This is a genomic window from Spirosoma sp. KCTC 42546 (genome assembly GCF_006965485.1).
GTDB lineage: Bacteria > Bacteroidota > Bacteroidia > Cytophagales > Spirosomataceae > Spirosoma.
Window position 1 is genome coordinate 2,574,652 of sequence record NZ_CP041360.1, and the last position, 18,133, is coordinate 2,592,784.

The 18,133-nt window shown below is 47.4% G+C and carries 14 protein-coding genes; 12 read left to right on the forward strand and 2 right to left on the reverse strand.

The window, feature by feature from the left end:
- Positions 1–126 precede the first annotated feature (126 nt).
- Entirely contained in the window at positions 127–2,226 is a 2,100-nt protein-coding gene (locus tag EXU85_RS10410) for a BatA domain-containing protein (RefSeq protein WP_142772023.1), read from the forward strand.
- 151 nt (positions 2,227–2,377) lie between these two features.
- Positions 2,378–2,899, forward strand: a complete 522-nt coding sequence (locus EXU85_RS10415) for a hypothetical protein (RefSeq protein ID WP_142772024.1) — start codon at positions 2,378–2,380, stop codon at positions 2,897–2,899.
- Positions 2,900–2,910: 11 nt separating this feature from the next.
- On the opposite strand, the gene EXU85_RS10420 is transcribed toward EXU85_RS10415, so the two are convergent.
- On the reverse strand, positions 2,911–3,948 hold the full coding sequence (locus tag EXU85_RS10420; RefSeq protein WP_142772025.1) for a chemotaxis protein CheB: 1,038 nt from the start codon (positions 3,946–3,948) through the stop codon (positions 2,911–2,913).
- A 285-nt stretch (positions 3,949–4,233) separates the two neighbouring features.
- Here EXU85_RS10420 and EXU85_RS10425 point away from each other — a divergent pair, with 285 nt between their 5' ends.
- Complete coding sequence (locus EXU85_RS10425; protein WP_246859497.1) at positions 4,234–7,281, forward strand: CheR family methyltransferase; 3,048 nt, start codon at positions 4,234–4,236, stop codon at positions 7,279–7,281.
- Between the two features lie 176 nt (positions 7,282–7,457).
- On the opposite strand, the gene EXU85_RS10430 is transcribed toward EXU85_RS10425, so the two are convergent.
- A complete protein-coding gene (locus tag EXU85_RS10430; RefSeq protein WP_142772026.1) occupies positions 7,458–7,922 on the reverse strand; it encodes a response regulator in 465 nt (154 codons plus the stop codon).
- A 287-nt stretch (positions 7,923–8,209) separates the two neighbouring features.
- On the opposite strand from EXU85_RS10430, the gene EXU85_RS10435 reads away from it, so the two are divergent.
- From EXU85_RS10435 to EXU85_RS10475, 9 genes are all read left to right on the forward strand, one after another.
- Positions 8,210–8,572, forward strand: a complete 363-nt coding sequence (locus tag EXU85_RS10435) for a hypothetical protein (RefSeq protein WP_142772027.1) — start codon at positions 8,210–8,212, stop codon at positions 8,570–8,572.
- 77 nt (positions 8,573–8,649) lie between these two features.
- On the forward strand, positions 8,650–9,231 hold the full coding sequence (locus tag EXU85_RS10440; protein WP_246859501.1) for a bifunctional nuclease family protein: 582 nt from the start codon (positions 8,650–8,652) through the stop codon (positions 9,229–9,231).
- 548 nt (positions 9,232–9,779) lie between these two features.
- Positions 9,780–10,352 carry an RNA polymerase sigma factor gene (locus tag EXU85_RS10445; protein WP_142772028.1) on the forward strand — a complete coding sequence of 191 codons (573 nt, stop codon included), beginning with the start codon at positions 9,780–9,782 and terminating at the stop codon, positions 10,350–10,352.
- 207 nt (positions 10,353–10,559) lie between these two features.
- Entirely contained in the window at positions 10,560–11,609 is a 1,050-nt protein-coding gene (locus tag EXU85_RS10450) for a sensor histidine kinase (RefSeq protein WP_142772029.1), read from the forward strand.
- Complete coding sequence (locus EXU85_RS10455; protein WP_142772030.1) at positions 11,606–12,673, forward strand: sensor histidine kinase; 1,068 nt, start codon at positions 11,606–11,608, stop codon at positions 12,671–12,673. Before EXU85_RS10450 ends, EXU85_RS10455 begins: the two co-directional genes overlap by 4 nt.
- 245 nt (positions 12,674–12,918) lie before the next feature.
- On the forward strand, positions 12,919–14,250 hold the full coding sequence (locus tag EXU85_RS10460; RefSeq protein ID WP_142772031.1) for a glycosyltransferase: 1,332 nt from the start codon (positions 12,919–12,921) through the stop codon (positions 14,248–14,250).
- Positions 14,251–14,638: 388 nt separating this feature from the next.
- On the forward strand, positions 14,639–16,147 hold the full coding sequence (locus tag EXU85_RS10465; protein ID WP_246859502.1) for a glycoside hydrolase family 43 protein: 1,509 nt from the start codon (positions 14,639–14,641) through the stop codon (positions 16,145–16,147).
- Positions 16,148–16,428: 281 nt separating this feature from the next.
- Complete coding sequence (locus tag EXU85_RS10470; RefSeq protein ID WP_142772033.1) at positions 16,429–17,076, forward strand: RNA polymerase sigma-70 factor; 648 nt, start codon at positions 16,429–16,431, stop codon at positions 17,074–17,076.
- A 53-nt stretch (positions 17,077–17,129) separates the two neighbouring features.
- Positions 17,130–18,128 carry a FecR family protein gene (locus tag EXU85_RS10475; protein WP_142772034.1) on the forward strand — a complete coding sequence of 333 codons (999 nt, stop codon included), beginning with the start codon at positions 17,130–17,132 and terminating at the stop codon, positions 18,126–18,128.
- Positions 18,129–18,133 lie beyond the last annotated feature (5 nt).

Below are 18,133 nucleotides of genomic sequence, written 5' to 3' on the forward strand. Positions count from 1 at the left end.
ATGGACACGTAATTGTTAGTCGTTGTCATACGATTGTCATTGCTAGTCATTGATTGCCTTATACCTATCAAATGACCAGTAATGACAATCGTATGACGATTGACAGACTCTTCTTACTTTGCCTGAATGAACTTCCTTTATCCTACTTTTCTGTTTGGCCTGATGGCCGTGTCGGTTCCAATTGCTATTCACCTGTTTAATTTCCGGCGGACACGGCGGGTATTTTTCACGAATGTTGCCTTACTGCGGAGCGTTCAAACGGAAACCAAATCGTTTCGGCGGCTGAAACACTGGCTCATTCTGGCATGCCGTTGTTTATTTCTGGCCTGTCTGGTGCTGGCGTTCGCACAACCGTTTATCCCCAGTAAAAATAAACTGGGTTTGTCGCGGCAGGGCGTTACCAGTCTGTATGTCGATAATTCGTTCAGCATGCAGAATGAGCGGAATACCAAGCGCTACCTGGATATTGCTACGGGCAAATTAGATGAACTGTTGACACTGTTTCGCAATGCCTCTTCTCTTCAACTACTGACCAACGATTTTTCGGCGGCCGAGCAACAGGCCGGAACCGCCGAATCGGTTCGTGACCGCGTGACCTCCATCCGCTTTGCCCATACGCCCCGAACGCTCGAAACCGTTTACCGCCGACAGCGTAACCTGCTGAGTTCGCTCAATCCGGGTGGTCGAAACCAGTTGTTCTGGTTCTCCGATTTTCAGAAAAGTACCGCGGGTGATTTATCGCGGCTTAAAATCGACACCACCGATCGTTTGTTTATTGTGCCATTGGATGCCCAGGCAACTAAAAACGTGTATGTCGATTCCGTGTGGCTGAGCACGCCCTTTATTCGGGAAATGCAGAACAACAGCATTAACGTTAAGCTCAATAACGCGGGCCGGGAGAATGTCAAGAACCTGCCAATACGCCTGTATTTAGATGATACACAAACGTCAACTGCTTCGGCCGTGCTGCCGCCGGGTGGATCGGCAACGGTGTCACTCAATTTCAATGTGACCTCGAAAGGGTACCACCGGGGACGGATTGTGTTTGAAGATTACCCAATCACCTTCGATAACCAGTATTTCTTTGTCATTGAAGCGTCTCCGGCTGTTCGGGTATTGCATTTGTATGAACAGCAGGCCGGTTCACCAACGCGAACAACTCCTTATGTAGATGCTGTGTATTCAAACGACAGCCTGTTTGTGCATCGGAGTTTCAATGCCCAGAATTTCGATGTGGGCCAGTTGAAAGAAACTGATTTAGTTGTTCTGGAGGGAGTTGCTGATGTAAATGGCACCCTGCGTTCTGAACTGGAACGCTTTGTTCGTCAGGGTGGTAGCTTAACTATTATTCCGCCTGCTGTGCCAAATGCAACCTCGTACGAGCCATTTCTACGAAGTTTAGGGGTTGGGAATCTGCAGGTTTTGGCTTCGCCGGGCGCAGCCCCCACCTCGGTTCCCGTGGCCGATCCTGACCGACGGACTCCATTTTTCCGGGATGTCTTTCAGCAGAGCTATCAATCCGAGCCGCTGAACATGCCAACGGCAGCGCCCGTCTGGCGCTGGAGTGCGGGAGAACGACTCCTAACCCTGCGTGATGGAAATCCATTACTAACTCAGTCCAGGGTGGGTAGTGGCACCGCCTTTGGCAATGTTTATGTGCTTGCCAGCCCACTATCGTCGGCCTACGGGAATCTGGCTGAACACGCCTTATTTGTGCCGGTTATGTATAAAATGGCTGCCCTGAGCGTTCGGGCGCAGCGGACGGCCTACTCATTCGATGATAACCTGTTGACGATTCCAGTGAGCAATCCGTCCGAACGGTCAGTATATAAATTGAAGCGCGATAAACTGGAAATTATTCCGGTTCAGCGTGTAGTTGGCAATCAACTCCTGCTCGAAATGCCCAAGAGTAACGAACTGGCTGCTGGACAGGAGGTGGAAGCGGGCTACTATGCGTTGCAGAACAGCGACGGGAAAACGGAGCGATTGCTCGCCTTTAATCACGGTAACGAAGAGTCGTCAATGGATTTTTATTCAGCCGACGAGCTTCGCCGGGCATTTGCCAATCAGCCTAATGTTGAGGTATTCGACAGCATTCAGGATGGCGATTTTGTACAAGTGCTGGAGCAGGAAAATTTGGGCAAAAGTCTCTGGAAGTACTTCCTGCTGGCGGCATTAGCGTTTTTGCTGGTGGAAGTGGGCTTAGTGCGGTTTATGAAAGGATAAGGCCGTTAGAATAAGACCTACCTAATTAAATCAACTTCCCAAAAACTTTAGAACATTTCTAAAGTTGCTAAGTTGGGCAGGTACATGAATCCTCAGGAAACAGCGCTTAGGGTACGCTGCTAATCGAGAAGACCACTAAACCAGAACAGGTATGACACTCTCGTTTACAGCTTCAACTACAGAGGACCAGTTACGACACTTCAGTTGCCAACTTCCTGAACTGGAGATTGCATTGGATGTGCTAAGTTCAATCACTTTGAAGGGCGATAAAATTCTTAAAGCCTATATTAGTGATGAAGATGGAAGTATGGAGCTTCCTGCAGAAGCTTTTGATGGGGAACCATTCACCGATTCGTTGCATCAACTGGCAGAACAATGGCAGATTGCCCTTGGTGAATCCATCGTCTTGGTCTCGCCCGATAATAGATGGTATATCGAATTAACCCGTCGGCGAATTAAGCTATATGATGACAGAATTGGTCAGCTTCTGTTGACAATAACCAAGTTAGAGCAGTTTCGTGAACGGGTTCATGGGTCTATTACGCAAGGGCCCAGGGAAATAAAAATAATTAATCACTACGACTCGTTACTTATTACTTATCTCCATCAGGTCGATCAGGTCAAAAATGGTCGGCAATTAGCTCAGGAAAGACTTAGTTATTTACTGGGCTAATTTCTTCGGCTCTATACTGACCCTGATTGCATTGGAGTAAACGAGCTTTCACTCAATTGCTCCTGCTGGAAAACAAAGGTATGCGCCTGACGTGCCCGCTCACGGGCTTCTCGGGCTTTCTGAAAAAATTGCTCGGCAGCATTCTTGTTGCCCCCTTCGGCAAACTGTCTGCTGGATTGTTCAAGTAAAATAACCGTTTCTTCCAAGGCGCGAATAGCCTTCCAGAACGATTCTTCCACCACTTTACTCGTATCAGCCAATAACGAACTGGCCGTAAAGGCGTGACCAGTATGGCAGCGATACCGAATGAGCTTCCCTTCTTTGATACTGACCAGGGCTCCCTGACACTCGGGGCAGGTCAATGGCGTTAACTCGCCCATGTCTAAAATTCCCATATCGAATGCATTGTCCTGAGCCGCAATATTTACCTCTATTTCCAGCCGTTTCTGCTCCTCGGGTGAGAGGTTTGGTTTATCTGGAACCGTTTCTCCAATTAAATCACAGAGCAATAAGGCCATCTTGGAGATTGGGAGTGTGTAATCGACATCTACATATTCCAGAACGTGGGTTGGCATACTGGCATACAGAGCCTCCTCGGGTTGCTGGATGATGCATATGCCCCCCAGTCGCTTTACCGACCACATACCCGATGTACCATCATCGAGCATACCTGTCAGAATCAGGCCAATTACCCGGGGCCCGTACGTATAGGCGGCCGACCGGAACAAGGCATCGATAGACGGACGGAATCGGTTTTCTTTTGGTCCTTTTTTTACGATCAGCTGGTCATATTCTACCAGCAAGTGATGATCTGGTGGGGCTACATAAATATGACCCGGCTGGATGAGTTCCCCATCTTTCGGATGGGATGCCGGTATAGGCCCAGAATGGCTCAGAATATCAGGCAAATAGCTCGGAGAGTGGGGAGATATATGCACCACCACAAAAACAGTTGCGTTAAAGTCGGGGGGGAGAGACGCCATTAATTCCTTCAGGGCAAAAACCCCACCAGCCGAAGCTCCAATAACAATAATGTCTCGTTTTGCCATACATTTATCTAACCTAGAACCACTTTCACTAAGCCACGAATAGTGGAAGTTTCTTGCAACAATATGTAAAATTAGGCAACAATAATAGGCTGATTTTCAGGGCAGAATCTAACAGATAATACGCCCGTTTAGCTGGCTTTCCACGCCTGATTACTTAACTAAAGTTGTACTATTTAGTTAGTTAATTAGCGGCAAGCCATATCTTTATAGGACGTTCGAATCCTGCCGACTGTGGTTATAAAGTAAACCGGTACCCTGCCCGTTGGTTTAGTAAAGCCGTAAAAAATGCCTAAGAAAAAATCATCTTCTGACCAGTCGGAATCAACGTCTTCCGCCATTGTTCCTATTGTTGCCATTGGGGCATCGGCAGGGGGAATGGAAGCCATGACAGAGTTATTGGAACATCTGTCGCCAATGACTGGACTGGCGTATGTTTATATTCAACACCTTGATTCGAATTTCGATAGTCAGCTTGCCAGCATTCTGGGACGTGCAACCACCATGCCTGTCAGGCAGGCCAAACATCTCATGCGAATTGAGCCTGATCATGTGTACGTTATACCGCCTAACCAGGATATAGAGGTTGTAGACGGTTTATTGACACTCCAGCCACGCCAGTCGAATGGGTCGCCACATATGCCCATCGATCGGTTCTTTATTGCCCTGGCCGACCGGCAGAAGGAAGGATCTATTGGCGTTTTATTATCCGGAATGGCTAACGATGGAACGCTGGGGCTAAGGGCTATTAAAGTGGCAGGAGGGATTACGTTTGCGCAGGACGAAACGGCACGGTTTCAGAGTATGCCCAAATCGGCAATTTCCGAAAATGTGGTAGACCGGGTGCTTTCTCCCATTGAAATTGCTCATGAACTGGAATTGCTGAGTGGCAAGCCTGAGCTGTTTCGGCAGACGGAACAGGCTGATGTATCGGAAGATGACGAAACCGACGAAGATATAAAGGCGGTCATTTTATTGCTTCGTAGGGCAGTTGGGGTTGATTTTGGGAATTATAAAATTACAACCATTCGTCGGCGTATTATCCGGCGAATGCTGCTTTTTAAGCTTGAAACACTAAAAGCGTACGCTAACTATATAAAACAGCATCCGGATGAAATGGAACTGCTGTACAATGATCTGCTAATCAATGTAACTACGTTTTTTCGCGATCCGGAAACGATGGACTACCTCCTAAAAGTCCTGTTTCCCCGGATTATCAAAGAAAAGGGGGCTCGCGAGCCAATCCGAATTTGGGTGCCTGCCTGTTCAACAGGGCAGGAAGCCTATTCACTAGCTATCCTGTTGATCGAAGCCCTGGGCGATATGGCGTCGAGCATGACGATTCAGGTATTCGCAACTGACTTGAGCGAAGCTGCGGTAGCCAAGGCCCGGATGGGTAGCTATACAAAAAGTGAGGTCATGGATGTATCGGCCCGGCGGCTACAGCGGTTCTTTACCAAAACGGATGATCACTATCGTATAAACCGAGCCGTTCGTGATTTGTGCGTATTTGCGCCCCACAATCTGCTAAAAGACCCGCCATTTTCGCGCCTTGATTTTGTTAGTTGCCGTAATCTGCTGATTTATCTGGGAAGCACCTATCAGCGAAAGGCGATCTCCCTGTTCCATTATGGACTAAATCCAAACGGCTATCTGCTGCTCGGTAAATCCGAAACGGTGGGTAGTTTGACTACGCTGTTCGCTCAGGTAGAAAAAAACTATAAAATCTACATCCGAAAAAACGACGTAGTCAGCCGGGCATCCTTTGAGATGAGTCCCCGACTCGGATTTGATCGGTTGAATCCAGATAATCCGGAGCCCGATCACAAAGGAGAACGGTTCAGTGGGTCCGATGCACCAAAGCGGTCTGAACCGGCTTCTGAGGCAGGTTTCCCGGTTAATGATCTGGAAAAAACAATCGATGATTTACTCCTTCGCCATTATGTGCCTGCCAGTGTAGTGGTCAACGACGATCTGGATATCCTGCGATTTAGAGGGTCAACCAGTACATTTCTTGAACCTTCAACAGGGAAAGCCAGTCTGAACCTGTTGAAAATGGCCCGTCCCTCGCTGGTATTCGAACTACGTAACACAGTTCATAAAGCCCGAAAAGCTGGCCAGCCTGTACGCAAAACGGGACTAGAGGTGAAAATTAAAGACAAAGTGCATCAGGTGGCCATTGAAGTGGTTCCGCTTCGGACGGATACTGAGGAGCGGCTGTATCTGGTTCTTTTTGAAGAGGTGGAAGCAGCCGGGAGCGTAGGGACAGACCTGGCTGAGAAACGCAATCGCCGGATTAAGCAACTGGAAGAAGAACTGGCTACGCTGCGCGAAGATATGCGCTCGATTGTGGAGGAACAGGAAGCTAGCAACGAGGAACTCCAATCGGCCAATGAGGAAATCATTAGCAGCAATGAGGAGTTGCAGAGCATCAATGAAGAACTCGAAACCAGCAAAGAGGAAATTGAATCGACAAACGAAGAATTACTGACCATTAACCAGGAGTTGCAGGTTCGAAATGACCAGTTGTCGGAGGCCAATGAGTTTTCGGAGGTCATCTTTGCGACCATCCGGGAAGCTACCCTGGTGCTTGATGAAGACCTTCGGGTAAAGAGTGCCAACAAGACATTTTATAAATTATTCCGGGTAGATGAAGACCAAACCCAGGGGCGGCTTATTTACGAACTGGGCAACCGCCAGTGGGACATTCCTGCCCTGCGATTGTTGCTGTCTGATGTGATCCGACATAATGTTCAGGTCGATTCGTTTGAAGTGACCCATACCTTCACCGATATAGGGGAGAAAGTATTGCTGGTAAATGCCCGCCGGATTGTTCGGAACCAGGAAGCTATTTTGTTGGCTATTGAAGATATAACCGAACATCGCCGGGCCCAACGCCTGCTGGCCGAGCGCGAAGCCTGGCTCCATAATCTGGTTGAAAATGCGCCTGTACTAATCTGGGTGTCGGATGCCAATGGCCAGTACACATTCTTCAACAAAGCCTGGATCAACTTTACGGGCCATTCGTTAGCTGACTCTATAAAACAGGGTTGGGAAAAAGAAATACATCCCGACGACCAGCAATCGTATTTAGCTATTTACAAAAGTGCATTTGAAAAACGGTTGCCCTTTCAGCTTGAATTTCGGCTGAAACAGTACAATACTGAGTATAAATGGGTATTACTGAACGCCAGTCCCATGTTTTTACCAACTACGCTGGAGAACCATGCGTCCATTGAGGTGGGAGATTCTACAGGTATGGATTCATCCAGTGGTATATTCAATGGCTATATTGTTACCTGTGCTGAAATTGACAATCATAAAACACTACTTTAGGTATTAGACTTCCAGGCTCAGTAGGGGATTAAAAGGTGTTTGAAACTAGCGCATTGGTATTGCATGCCCAGCGGGAGTTAACCAACAAGAAGGTTGATGCTTCCAATGGAGGTTGGTTACTGGTTATTCGTTATTAGCCATCTAATAACGAATAACCAGTAACTAATAACTAACAATCAGGCATACTTGGGCAAGGTAACAGCCTCCCACCAATAGTGGCGGAATGAAGCAATACAATCGAGCCATTTTTCGTACCCCATAGGCTTAACAATGTACGAGTTACTTCGGAGGGAGTAGGATTCACTAATATCTTCAGGATCGCTGGATTGGCTTAGGATAACAACGGGTATTTCCCGGAACAGGTAATGCGCCTTAATCATTTCTAACAGTTGCCAGCCCATTTGCCGCTGGGGTAAGTATAAATCCAGTAAAATGAGTTTTGGCAATTCGCGTACATCGGCTTTACAGGCTTCCAGATACATGATTGCCTGAGCAGGTTCCTGCATCCAGATAGCCTCCACTTCAGGAAAACGCTGTAGTAATGCCCAATGAATAATGAACCATTGATCGGCATTATCTTCAACTACTAAGATGGTTGCCTTTCGAAATTTACGCGATGATGAAGTAGTCAAATTGGTCATAAACGAGTGGGATAAAGAGTACTGTAAAAATACAAAATGCTCTCGTTTTTAATCAAATGTATGTTGTTTTTTTGTTATATGAAGAGGCCGGATAGTAGGCTGGCTTTCCCTGTTCTGAACGCCAATAGCTGATACTGTTCCGGAGTTAACCGGCTATTGATTTGCTGCTGTCAGCTTAAGTGTGAACGAAAAATAGGGGTGATTATAAACCAATTTCGTACTCACAGGTTTAACTAACTGATTGATCCCCTGATTTTTGTTGACAATCGGGATGCGCTGAGATACCTATGGGAAAACGATCATTTTATATAGATAAAGGAGCTTATGCCAATCTCCTTGCTGGTATAGGCAGCCTACACACTACAGAACGAAAGGGGAATCTATCCGATTTTCAGGTATATGCTGACAATACATGGCTAGCCGATACCGTGATTATTGAGCAACTGACCCGCTCGCAGGGAGAGTGGCAGGTTGAGTTGTTGTTTGCTTCGATTCATAATCCGCTTAAATTTTTAAAGCAACGCATGATCGCTAATTCCTGCCCTGAATGGGCAGCTCAACTGGCGCACGTTAGGCGTAAACTGGCAGCCAATGATCGGCGGAGGGACATAACCATGTCAATCGGGCAGATGAATATCTGTTCGAATTGAGACTTGGAAATGGCTAAAATACTACTAGGTCAGTATATTAACAAGAGTAACGGCTTTGACCCTGGAGTTAATGCTGGATGTGTGTTCGTTTAGTCAATGAAACCAATCAGATGGAAGCGATTGAACTTACTATTGTGGCCCTGTCAGAAAGCCTGTCACAACCGGGTAACTACGCGCTTATTCTGGAAGATATGGTCAGTCAACGTCGTGTTCCGCTGATTATTGGTCCTGCTGAAGCTCGGGCTATTGCTATGGCAATAGAGAAAATGACTCCCTATCGACCGCAAACCCACGATCTGTTTTTTCAGACACTCGAACGCCTGAACACGCATCCAACGAGCGTTGAGATTCATCGGGTTGGCGAAAACAGTGTATTCTTTGCCTATCTACACCTCAATACCCCATCTGGGCCAGTAAGTATTGATGCCCGACCTTCCGACGCCATTGCATTAGCGGTCCGGGCGGGCTGTTCGATCTTTATGAACAAAACGGTTCTGGATATAAGTGGCTACTATCCCGACGATACTGCCCGCGCCCTGGATGGCTTTTACGCAGCTTGTACCCTCACCGAACTCGACGATTTGCTCGATAATACCCTGAAAAAAGAAGATTACGAGAGCGCAGCCCTTGTGCGTGACGCCATTGAGCGTCGAAAATAAGCCATAGACTAGACTACCCTTCACATTCGTTTGCCATCGTGGCCCCATATTCTTAGCGTAGGAATATTGGATTTACCCAATTTTACGTATTTTGGTAACAAGATTTGTTATCGAATGCTTTTCTTTGCCCAATTATTGCCTTGCCGTTTACATGTCGCCTGATCAAAAGGCTACTAGTAAAAAGCCCTTTAGGAGGCATAAAGGCACGTTATAGCACAATGAACCTATAGAAAGCTGCTGATAACGAGGTAAGTATCGCTGGATTTATGCGACTATCAGCCTTATCAGTTCTATATTTTATAGTGACCAATAGTTTATATTTGGTGATGTATTGCTACTGTAGTGACTAGCGTATTTGGGTGGACGTGTATTGACGGTAGGTCAATGAAACCAGAATAGGATAGTTTTTAACTAGTCTGAGTTCGATTTTTTGGCGAGGGGAAGAGCGGTATTTGTGAATAGAGGAGCTATTAAAACGAAATCAGGCGGTATTCGTAATTCAACTTAGAACCCATAAATGATGTTTTATAAATTTGATCCTCTTACGTATGCTAACTTTATTCACCGATGAAGAAGTAATTCTCCAATTCTCAGACAGCCACCCCAGGCAATGCTTCGAAACCCTGTATAAGCGGTATTTCGGCAAAGTGTATCGTCGCTGTTTGTCCATGACCCGAGATCATGAACTCGCTCAGGACTTTGCCCACGACATCTTTCTGAAGGTGTTTGCTAAACTGGACGCTTTTCAGCAACGATCTAGTTTTTCGACCTGGCTTTATGCCATTTCGTACAACTACTGTTCAGACCAGCTTCGACTCGCGAAGCGGCTTAAGTTTGATTCACTGGACAATCTGTTGAAACAGGATATACCTGATTCGGATTTTGCTCAGTTACACGAAGAGAAGCTCCAACTGGTGAGGGATGCACTGGCACAACTGACAATGAATGAGCAGGCATTACTTCACTTGAAGTATGAAGATGGCTTAACGGTTAATGAAATTGCAGGGTTGTATAGTCTTAAGGATTGTACTGTGAAAATGCGGCTCAAACGAAGTCGGGATAGAATGCATAAATGGTGTACTCAGCAGTATGCCTATCCTTCCATACCCACGTATTCATAATAGCCAAGACGTTGGCATTTTCAATCACAAAGCCCGCTATGACACTTCATGGCGGGCTTTTGTCGGTTCATCGCCCGAATGGTTGATGTTAACTGCTCCGTCAACTACTTTTGACCCACTAGAGAATGAATGTTGATGCGGTGTGCCAGCCCAAAGGACGGCCGCAACCTGCTATATTTACAAAGACGAAATCAACCTCAACGGGCTTTGAAGACCTTTAATGACCGGCCGTTACGAATTTTTGGTCCACTCACCCTGTTTGTAGTTGGAACCGTATTTTTTCGCCTGAACTGGTACTTTGAGCAACCCTTCAGCAGCGTACTCCGAACCGATCTGATTGCCCTTAGTGCGGGATACTTTTGTTGGAATCTGGCCCGCTGGGTGGTGCTTTCCTTACAAAAATACTATCCAGGTCTGGCCAATACCCGCCGTCGTCTGCAGTGGATGGTGCTGGCCCTTCCCGTGTTGGTCAATATTGGCTGGCTTGTCCGGCAGGTAGCTCACATCGCTTTCAACGGGTTAACTACATTCGATACGACACTGCCTGCCTATACCTACTCACTAGGTATTCAGCTATTTTACCATGCTATCTATTTTGTTATTTACGAAGGCAGTTATGTGCTACTAGCCTGGCAGCAGGCTTATGAGCGAAACGAACGACTCAAAAAACGAAAGCTTCAACTTCAGCTCGATACCCTGAAAAGCCAGATCAACCCGCACTTTCTGTTCAATAGCCTCAACTCGCTCTCCTCGCTGATTTACGACAATCCCGGTCAGGCCGAAAATGTTGTGGATGAAATCAGTAGTGTGTACCGGTATTTGCTACGTGCCAATGATGGGGAATTAACAACTCTTGGCCGGGAGTTGCAGTTTATTCAGTCCTATTTTCACCTGTTGAAAACCCGTTACGGGGCATGCCTTGATTTGCGGATTTCTGTTCAGGAAGCACAGCTGGAAATGAAGCTTCCGGCACTAACCCTCCAGCTGCTGCTGGAAAATGCTGTTAAACACAACATTATGTTGCCCGAACGACCGCTCCGGGTGGTTATAGAGACCCAGGAACAGTGGTTAATTGTGCGCAATAACTTGCAGCGGAAGAGTACCCCTGTACTGTCCAATCGGATTGGGTTGACCAACATCGCGACCAAATACCGATTACTGGGTGAAGGCGATCTATCTATTCTGGAAGCGGATGGACAGTTTGTGGTGACTTTACCCTTACTGGCTCATCAATATGAAATGCCGGTTCGTTCATGAAACCACTCAATGACACCCGCCTGCGTTTACTTGGCCCGGTTGGGTTGTTTTTGTTTGTTGGCCTTTTTTTTCGGCTGGACTGGTATCTCAAACTGCCTTTTAAAACGACACTGTTCAATGACGCCATTGCGCTGACGGCAGGACTAGTCTGCTGGCAAATTGCCCGCTACGTAGTTTTACAGATTCAATACCGGTATCCGGGCCTTGTCAATACCCGCCGGCGGTTACTGTACTTATTGGCAGCGCTGCCTGTGCTGGTTTTCTTTGCCTGGCTGATGCGTCATTGGGTGCGTTACCTGATTGATGGTAAATTCTTATACTTTACCAGTGCGGTCGAGCTTAGCCGGACGCTTGGTATACAGGTTTTCTATCATATCATTTATTTTTCGGTGTACGAAGGCTGGTACATTCTGCGCCAGTGGCAGCGTGAAACGGTAGAAAGCAGCGACCTGGAGAAGATGTCGCTACAAAGCCAGCTCACGTCCTTACAGAGCCAGGTTAATCCTCATTTTTTGTTTAACAGTCTCAACTCGCTTTCCGCACTGATCCGGGAGAATCCCGATTCTGCCGATCAGTTTTTAGACGAGCTTACCAGTGTGTTTCGATACTTGCTTCAGGCTGGGGACCAGCACTTGATTCCCTTACGCGATGAACTGAGTTTTATTCGGTCGTACTTTCATTTATTACAAACCCGATACCAAACCGGGCTACTCCTCAAATTAGCCATCGATGAACCGTTGCAAACGATGTTCATCCCTCCGCTTACCCTTCAAATGCTGGTTGAAAATGCTGTGCGCTACAATGTCATCCTGCCGGAGCAGCCCCTGCACATATGCATCAGCACAACGCCAGATGGCTGGCTACGCGTTGAAAATACCCTACAACGAAAGCCGCTTCGGGTGGATACAACGGGAGCCCGACTAACGAATCTGGCAACTAAGTATGAGTTATTAGGCCAGGAAACTGTGCTTATTGAAGAGAGAAGAGGTTGGTTTGTTGTAACTGTCCCCTTACTGAACGAAGAGTCGTCGATTAACTCGCCCAAGTTGCTGTTCAATAAGTAGTCATTGATGGTCATTGATAGTCACTCATGGTTTTTACGAATAATGACCATCAATGACTACTAATGACTATCAATGACCACGTAGTTAAGCCTGAACGATTGATGCCCCATCCTGGCGGTTTCACCGATAAAACCTATCGTTTCACCGAATACCAGCTTGAGGTATAGCTACTCTTTCCTGCATCTTCGACTCACGAACGGGCGGTGCACCCTTCTATACCTTTCTCTTTTTTACCGAACAACATAATGAACACTAAACGTATTCTATTCGCCAGTATGCCCTTAGAAGGGCACTTTAATCCACTAACAGGGCTGGCCGTTCATCTGCAACGGCTTGGCTACGATGTTCGCTGGTATACGGGGCCTTCGTATGCCGACAAAGTTCGTCGGCTTGGTTTACCGTTTTATCCGTATCAGCAGGCCATCGAGCTGAATCAGGATAATTTCGACGAGATAATACCGGAACGGAAGCAAATAAAGGGGGCTATTGCCAAGCTGCGATTCGATATTAACCATGCTTTTCTGTTGCGGGTACCGGAGTTTGTTGCCGATCTGACCAGTATTCATCAGGAGTGGCCGTTCGAGTTGCTCGTTTGCGATGTTGCCTTCACCGGTGCGCCCTTTATCCGACAATTGCTCAATGTGCCGGTGGCAGCAGTGGGTGTAGTGCCGCTCATCGAAACCTCCCGGGATTTGCCCCCGTCGGGGATGGGGCTAACACCAATGCGTGGGGTGCTGGGTAGACCCATACAGGCTTTACTGCGTTACCTGATCACGCATCACCTGCTAAAAACATGCACGGATCAATATAATCAACTGCTCCAGGCGTATGGCTTACCCAAAACATCCAAATTTCTCTTCGATGCCATGATTCAGCACTGCGACGTGTTACTGCAAAGCGGTGCGCCTGGGTTTGAGTACCCCCGTTCCGATATGAGCGAGACTATTCGGTTTGTTGGTCCCATGCTGCCTTATACTAATGGCGTAAAGCGCCCATTCGCGGACGTAACTAAAGCCCGGATGTATGAGCGTGTAGTTCTGGTAACGCAGGGAACCGTTGAGCGCGACGCAACGAAACTGATTGTTCCAACACTCGATGCCTTCAAAAACGATAGCCGAACGCTCGTCATTGTAACAACCGGGGGCTCACAAACCGCTGAATTAAGAGAGCGCTACCCCCAGGAAAACGTCATTATCGAAGACTTCATTGACTTCAACTCCGTTATGCCGTATACGGATGTATACGTGACCAACGCAGGCTACGGTGGTGTAATGCTGAGCCTTCAGCATGGTTTGCCAATGGTGGCGGCCGGGGTTCACGAAGGTAAAAATGAGATTGCTGCCCGTGTTGGGTATGTTAATGTGGGGGTAAACTTAAAAACTGAGCGTCCTACGGCCCGCCAGATTCAGACAGCCGTAGAAGAGGTGCTGACCAACCGGGACTACAAGCGGAATGCGCAACGCCTTCGGGCTGAATTTAAGCAGTATAATCCCAATGCACTTTGTACAAAGTACATTACAGACTTGCTGGGAAAGCAGCCAGTCGTGTGCGAGCCTGTCCTGAACCCTGTGGAGTAATTCATCAACCAAACTAATCCTGTTTCAGCGGATCATCATGAAAATTATTCGTTGACCCTAATAATAGTACGACGAATTCGATTCGGGTTGTTTTTCGGGTGAAGAAAGTCTGAAGATAAGTTTACGTAAAGTACTCATCGAACCTGTTTAAAGTAAATCCTTGGACAGGTTCATTCTTTTTAAGTTGATTCGTTCCGATCAAAATACCTGCTTAACGTTTGAACGGTAGATGCTACTTAGGAAGATGCTTTTAGGGTTAATGATACGGTCATTACCTGATGGCGCAGGGCTCCTGCCTTGCGCCATCGTTTAAGCCTGAATTAATCTATTCATGAAGAGTCTCATTTTCCTTAGCGTTTTTACGTGTAGTCTACTTACTCAACTGTGTTTGGCACAGCAACCGACCAAGCCGGTTGTTACGTACCGAAATCCAGTCATCTCGGGCGATTTTGCCGATCCATCCATTATCCGGGTTGGTACCACATACTATGCAGTAGGGACTTCCTCGGAGTGGGGGCCACCGTACCCCATGTATACATCCACCGATCTGGTTAACTGGGCGTACCTTGGGCCAGTTTTTAAGGAGATGCCCGCCTGGACGATGGGCAGCTACTGGGCACCGGAGCTTTTTTATCGGAATGGGACGTATTTCGTGTATTATACCGCCCGCCGGAAGTCGGACAAGCGCTCGTACATCGGCGTTGCCTCTACCCGCGACCTGCGGAAGGGCTTTACTGACCACGGTTTATTGATTGAATGGACGACCGAAGCTATCGACGCGTTTGTGCTGGAAGACCAGGGGAGGTTATACATTACCTGGAAAGCTTACGGACTAGACAAAGGAAAGGCTATTGAGATATTGGGTGCCGAACTCGCTGCCGATGGTCTTAAGGTGACTGGTAAAGCGTTTACGCTCCTGACCGCTGACAAAAACAACTGGGAAAGTGGAGGTGCAGAAGGGCAGGCTATTTTCAAACGGGGGCGCTATTACTACATGACTTATTCCGGCAATGCCTGTTGTGGGGCCCGCTGTAATTATCAGGTAGGTCTGGCCAGGGCCGAAAAGCTCCAGGGACCCTGGGAAAAGTACGCCGGAAATCCGGTGCTGGTCAGCGATAGCATCTGGAAATGCCCTGGCCACGGAACAGTAGTCACTACCCCCGATAACCGCTATTTTTACCTGCACCATGCGTATAACGGAGTCGATTTTACGTCTGTGGGCCGCCAGGGTGTACTCAGTGAATTAACCTGGGATGACAAAACCCAATGGCCTGCCTTTCGATACGGTACTGAAATGCCCGCTGTGGCTGAATCCCCAATGGGCGTCAGCCAAACGATGCAGCCTGGCCTGAAGCTGGACTTTGGAACCAACAAAACTGAAATGCCCTGGGTATGGGATGTAAGTTTGCCTAAACCTACGTTTACTGTTCAGGAAGGCCAGCTTCAGTTAGTAAATACGGCCTCTGGTTCAATAGGTAGTTTTCTGGGATTCGTTATCAAGCGAGGAACGTATACCTTCTCGGCAGCCATTCGCCCGCAAGTGGATGTCCTTCAAAGTATATGCCTGTACGGTGACGCATCGAATGGGCTTGGCTTGGGTGTCCGGAAAAGCCAACTGGAACTTTGGCAGGTGAAAGATGCCGTTCGAACGGTACTGGAAACACAGTCGATACCTGAATCGCTATCATCCATTAGCTTGCAAGTCCATACTGCTGCCGGACAATTTTACACATTTAGCTGGTATACGGGTGGCACAAACCCACAACTCCTAACAGCCGGACCACTCAATGGATCTTCCGTGCCCCGGTGGGATCGCGCCCCACGTATTGGGGTTAGCGTATCTGGGACGGGTAAAGAGAAGAGTCATATCCAATCCATTCAACTGAACTACAACTAAGCAGGCTGATTTTTGCCTTGATATTTAGTAGTAAACCGAGCCATTTTTCGCTTCTTATGGGGCAGAAATAGGATCAGTTATCTTATTCGTTCTAAACGGCCTTTTCAACTGCCTATAAACAGACAGCTGAAAAGGCTTTTTCGTATTCAGCACTATACACCTTGGCTCCACGTTTAGTAATAAATGTAATTACGCGAAGTTTTATTTTTACTTTTTTTTGCTGACGACTAAGGGTAAATAGGGTTGAATTCGTCACCCTATTAAATACTCATCCTTAGCCAATGCGCCCAGTCGAAAACTTTTCAGTTTCAGAAACTCCCTTTCACAAAGGGGGGATTCACCGGCATGATGAAATGCAGTCAGTAGTGGTAGATAATGAACATCTGATTCGGGTAGCTTTTGCAGAGTCGACAAACAAGGGCTTTGAAGCACTCTTTCGAGTCTATTATCAGGCCTTATTCAGCCATGCAGTTCGCTTTGTCTATACCAAAGAGAAAGCGGAAGATATCGTGTGCGAAGTCTTTCACGATTTTTGGAAGAGCAATAGTTTCAATTCCATTAAGATCACTTATCGGGCTTACCTGTATGCGGCTGTTCGAAACCGGGCCTATAGCTACATCCGCCACGAACTCCGGGAAGAGCGCAGCATGACCTCCCCAGAGCTGTCGGAGCAAATGCCCAGTACCGAAAGCCCGCAATTACTGATCGAATATGATGAGCTCTATCAACGGATCGAATCGGTTATTCACAACATGCCCCCCCAGTGCCAGCGTATCTTTCTGCTGAGCCGGTTCGAAGGAAAAAAGAACCACGAAATCGCTACCGAATTGGGCGTAGCCTTGAAGACCGTTGAGGCCCATATGGCCCGCGCATTAAGCCTCCTCCGTAAGGTCGTCCTCGCCCTGGGCCTGCTTTTTCTGGTTAGTTAACTAAGGGTAAAACACACCACCATTGTCAACCTTACTAAATGATGGATTATCATATGGAAGATATACTAGATAAAAAAGTAGTATTCGATTATTTCTCGGGTCATACAACCCCGCTTCAAAAAAAAGCAGTTGAGGCCTGGTTACAGGATACCGCTAATCATGAGCAATACTATCAGTGGTTGCATGAGTGGGAGTTATCCCATTTGCAGGCCACGGCATCCTGGCAGGATGCGTTTAATCGGACGCAGGAGCGAGTGAACCAGGAAATCCCCGCGAGCAGTCCCTTTTTGTCCGTATCCTATAATCGGAGCTGGTGGGCATTTTCTAATCGAAACATGGTGGCAGCCATTGTTCTGGTTACGCTGATTGGTGCTTCTTTATTCGGACTAAAGGATCGTATTTTTTATAAGACCATTCAGGTTGGCTATGGACAGACAGAGCAGGTTAAACTGACTGATGGATCGCTGGTCGTATTGAATGCCAACTCGTCGATCCGATTCCCGAGGTTTGGTTTTGGCGATGGTACCCGTACCGTTGAACTAACTGGCGAAGCCGATTTTCAGGTGCAGCATTCCCCAAAAAATCAGCGCTTTGTGGTGGTTACGCCCAAAGGATTGCAGGTAACCGTGTTAGGTACGCAGTTTACGGTTTTTGCCCGCCAGCGACGATCTCAGATAACACTACGCACGGGTAAAGTTGCGTTGCAAATGAGTCAGACGCCTAAAGCGCCTTCTATCATTATGAAGCCCGGCGACCTGGTAACCCTGGATAATTCGGGCAAACTAACCCGAGCGCATACGACTAATCCGGAAGTCCAGTCGGCCTGGAAGCATCAGCGGATTACGTTAGAGCGGACCTCGTTGAAAGAGATTGCCGCCATACTACAGGAAACGTACGGTTTTCAGGTCGAGATAAAAGAGCCTGAACTAGCTGATCGTACGGCAACGGGTTCCTTCCCCGCCCATAATGCCGATGAAGTTCTGGAAATGATCACTGAGCTGTTCGATATCAACTTTACCCGCCAGAATAATAAAATCGTTTTTAAAGACTAATTCCT

Coding starts and splice junctions, on each gene's coding strand:
- EXU85_RS10410 (WP_142772023.1), top strand. CDS start 127: ATGAACTTCCTTTATCCTACTTTTCTGTTTGGCCTGATGGCCGTGTCG.
- EXU85_RS10415 (WP_142772024.1), top strand. CDS start 2,378: ATGACACTCTCGTTTACAGCTTCAACTACAGAGGACCAGTTACGACAC.
- EXU85_RS10420 (WP_142772025.1), bottom strand. CDS start 3,948: ATGGCAAAACGAGACATTATTGTTATTGGAGCTTCGGCTGGTGGGGTT.
- EXU85_RS10425 (WP_246859497.1), top strand. CDS start 4,234: ATGCCTAAGAAAAAATCATCTTCTGACCAGTCGGAATCAACGTCTTCC.
- EXU85_RS10430 (WP_142772026.1), bottom strand. CDS start 7,922: ATGACCAATTTGACTACTTCATCATCGCGTAAATTTCGAAAGGCAACC.
- EXU85_RS10435 (WP_142772027.1), top strand. CDS start 8,210: ATGGGAAAACGATCATTTTATATAGATAAAGGAGCTTATGCCAATCTC.
- EXU85_RS10440 (WP_246859501.1), top strand. CDS start 8,650: ATGTGTGTTCGTTTAGTCAATGAAACCAATCAGATGGAAGCGATTGAA.
- EXU85_RS10445 (WP_142772028.1), top strand. CDS start 9,780: ATGCTAACTTTATTCACCGATGAAGAAGTAATTCTCCAATTCTCAGAC.
- EXU85_RS10455 (WP_142772030.1), top strand. CDS start 11,606: ATGAAACCACTCAATGACACCCGCCTGCGTTTACTTGGCCCGGTTGGG.
- EXU85_RS10460 (WP_142772031.1), top strand. CDS start 12,919: ATGAACACTAAACGTATTCTATTCGCCAGTATGCCCTTAGAAGGGCAC.
- EXU85_RS10470 (WP_142772033.1), top strand. CDS start 16,429: ATGCGCCCAGTCGAAAACTTTTCAGTTTCAGAAACTCCCTTTCACAAA.
- EXU85_RS10475 (WP_142772034.1), top strand. CDS start 17,130: ATGGAAGATATACTAGATAAAAAAGTAGTATTCGATTATTTCTCGGGT.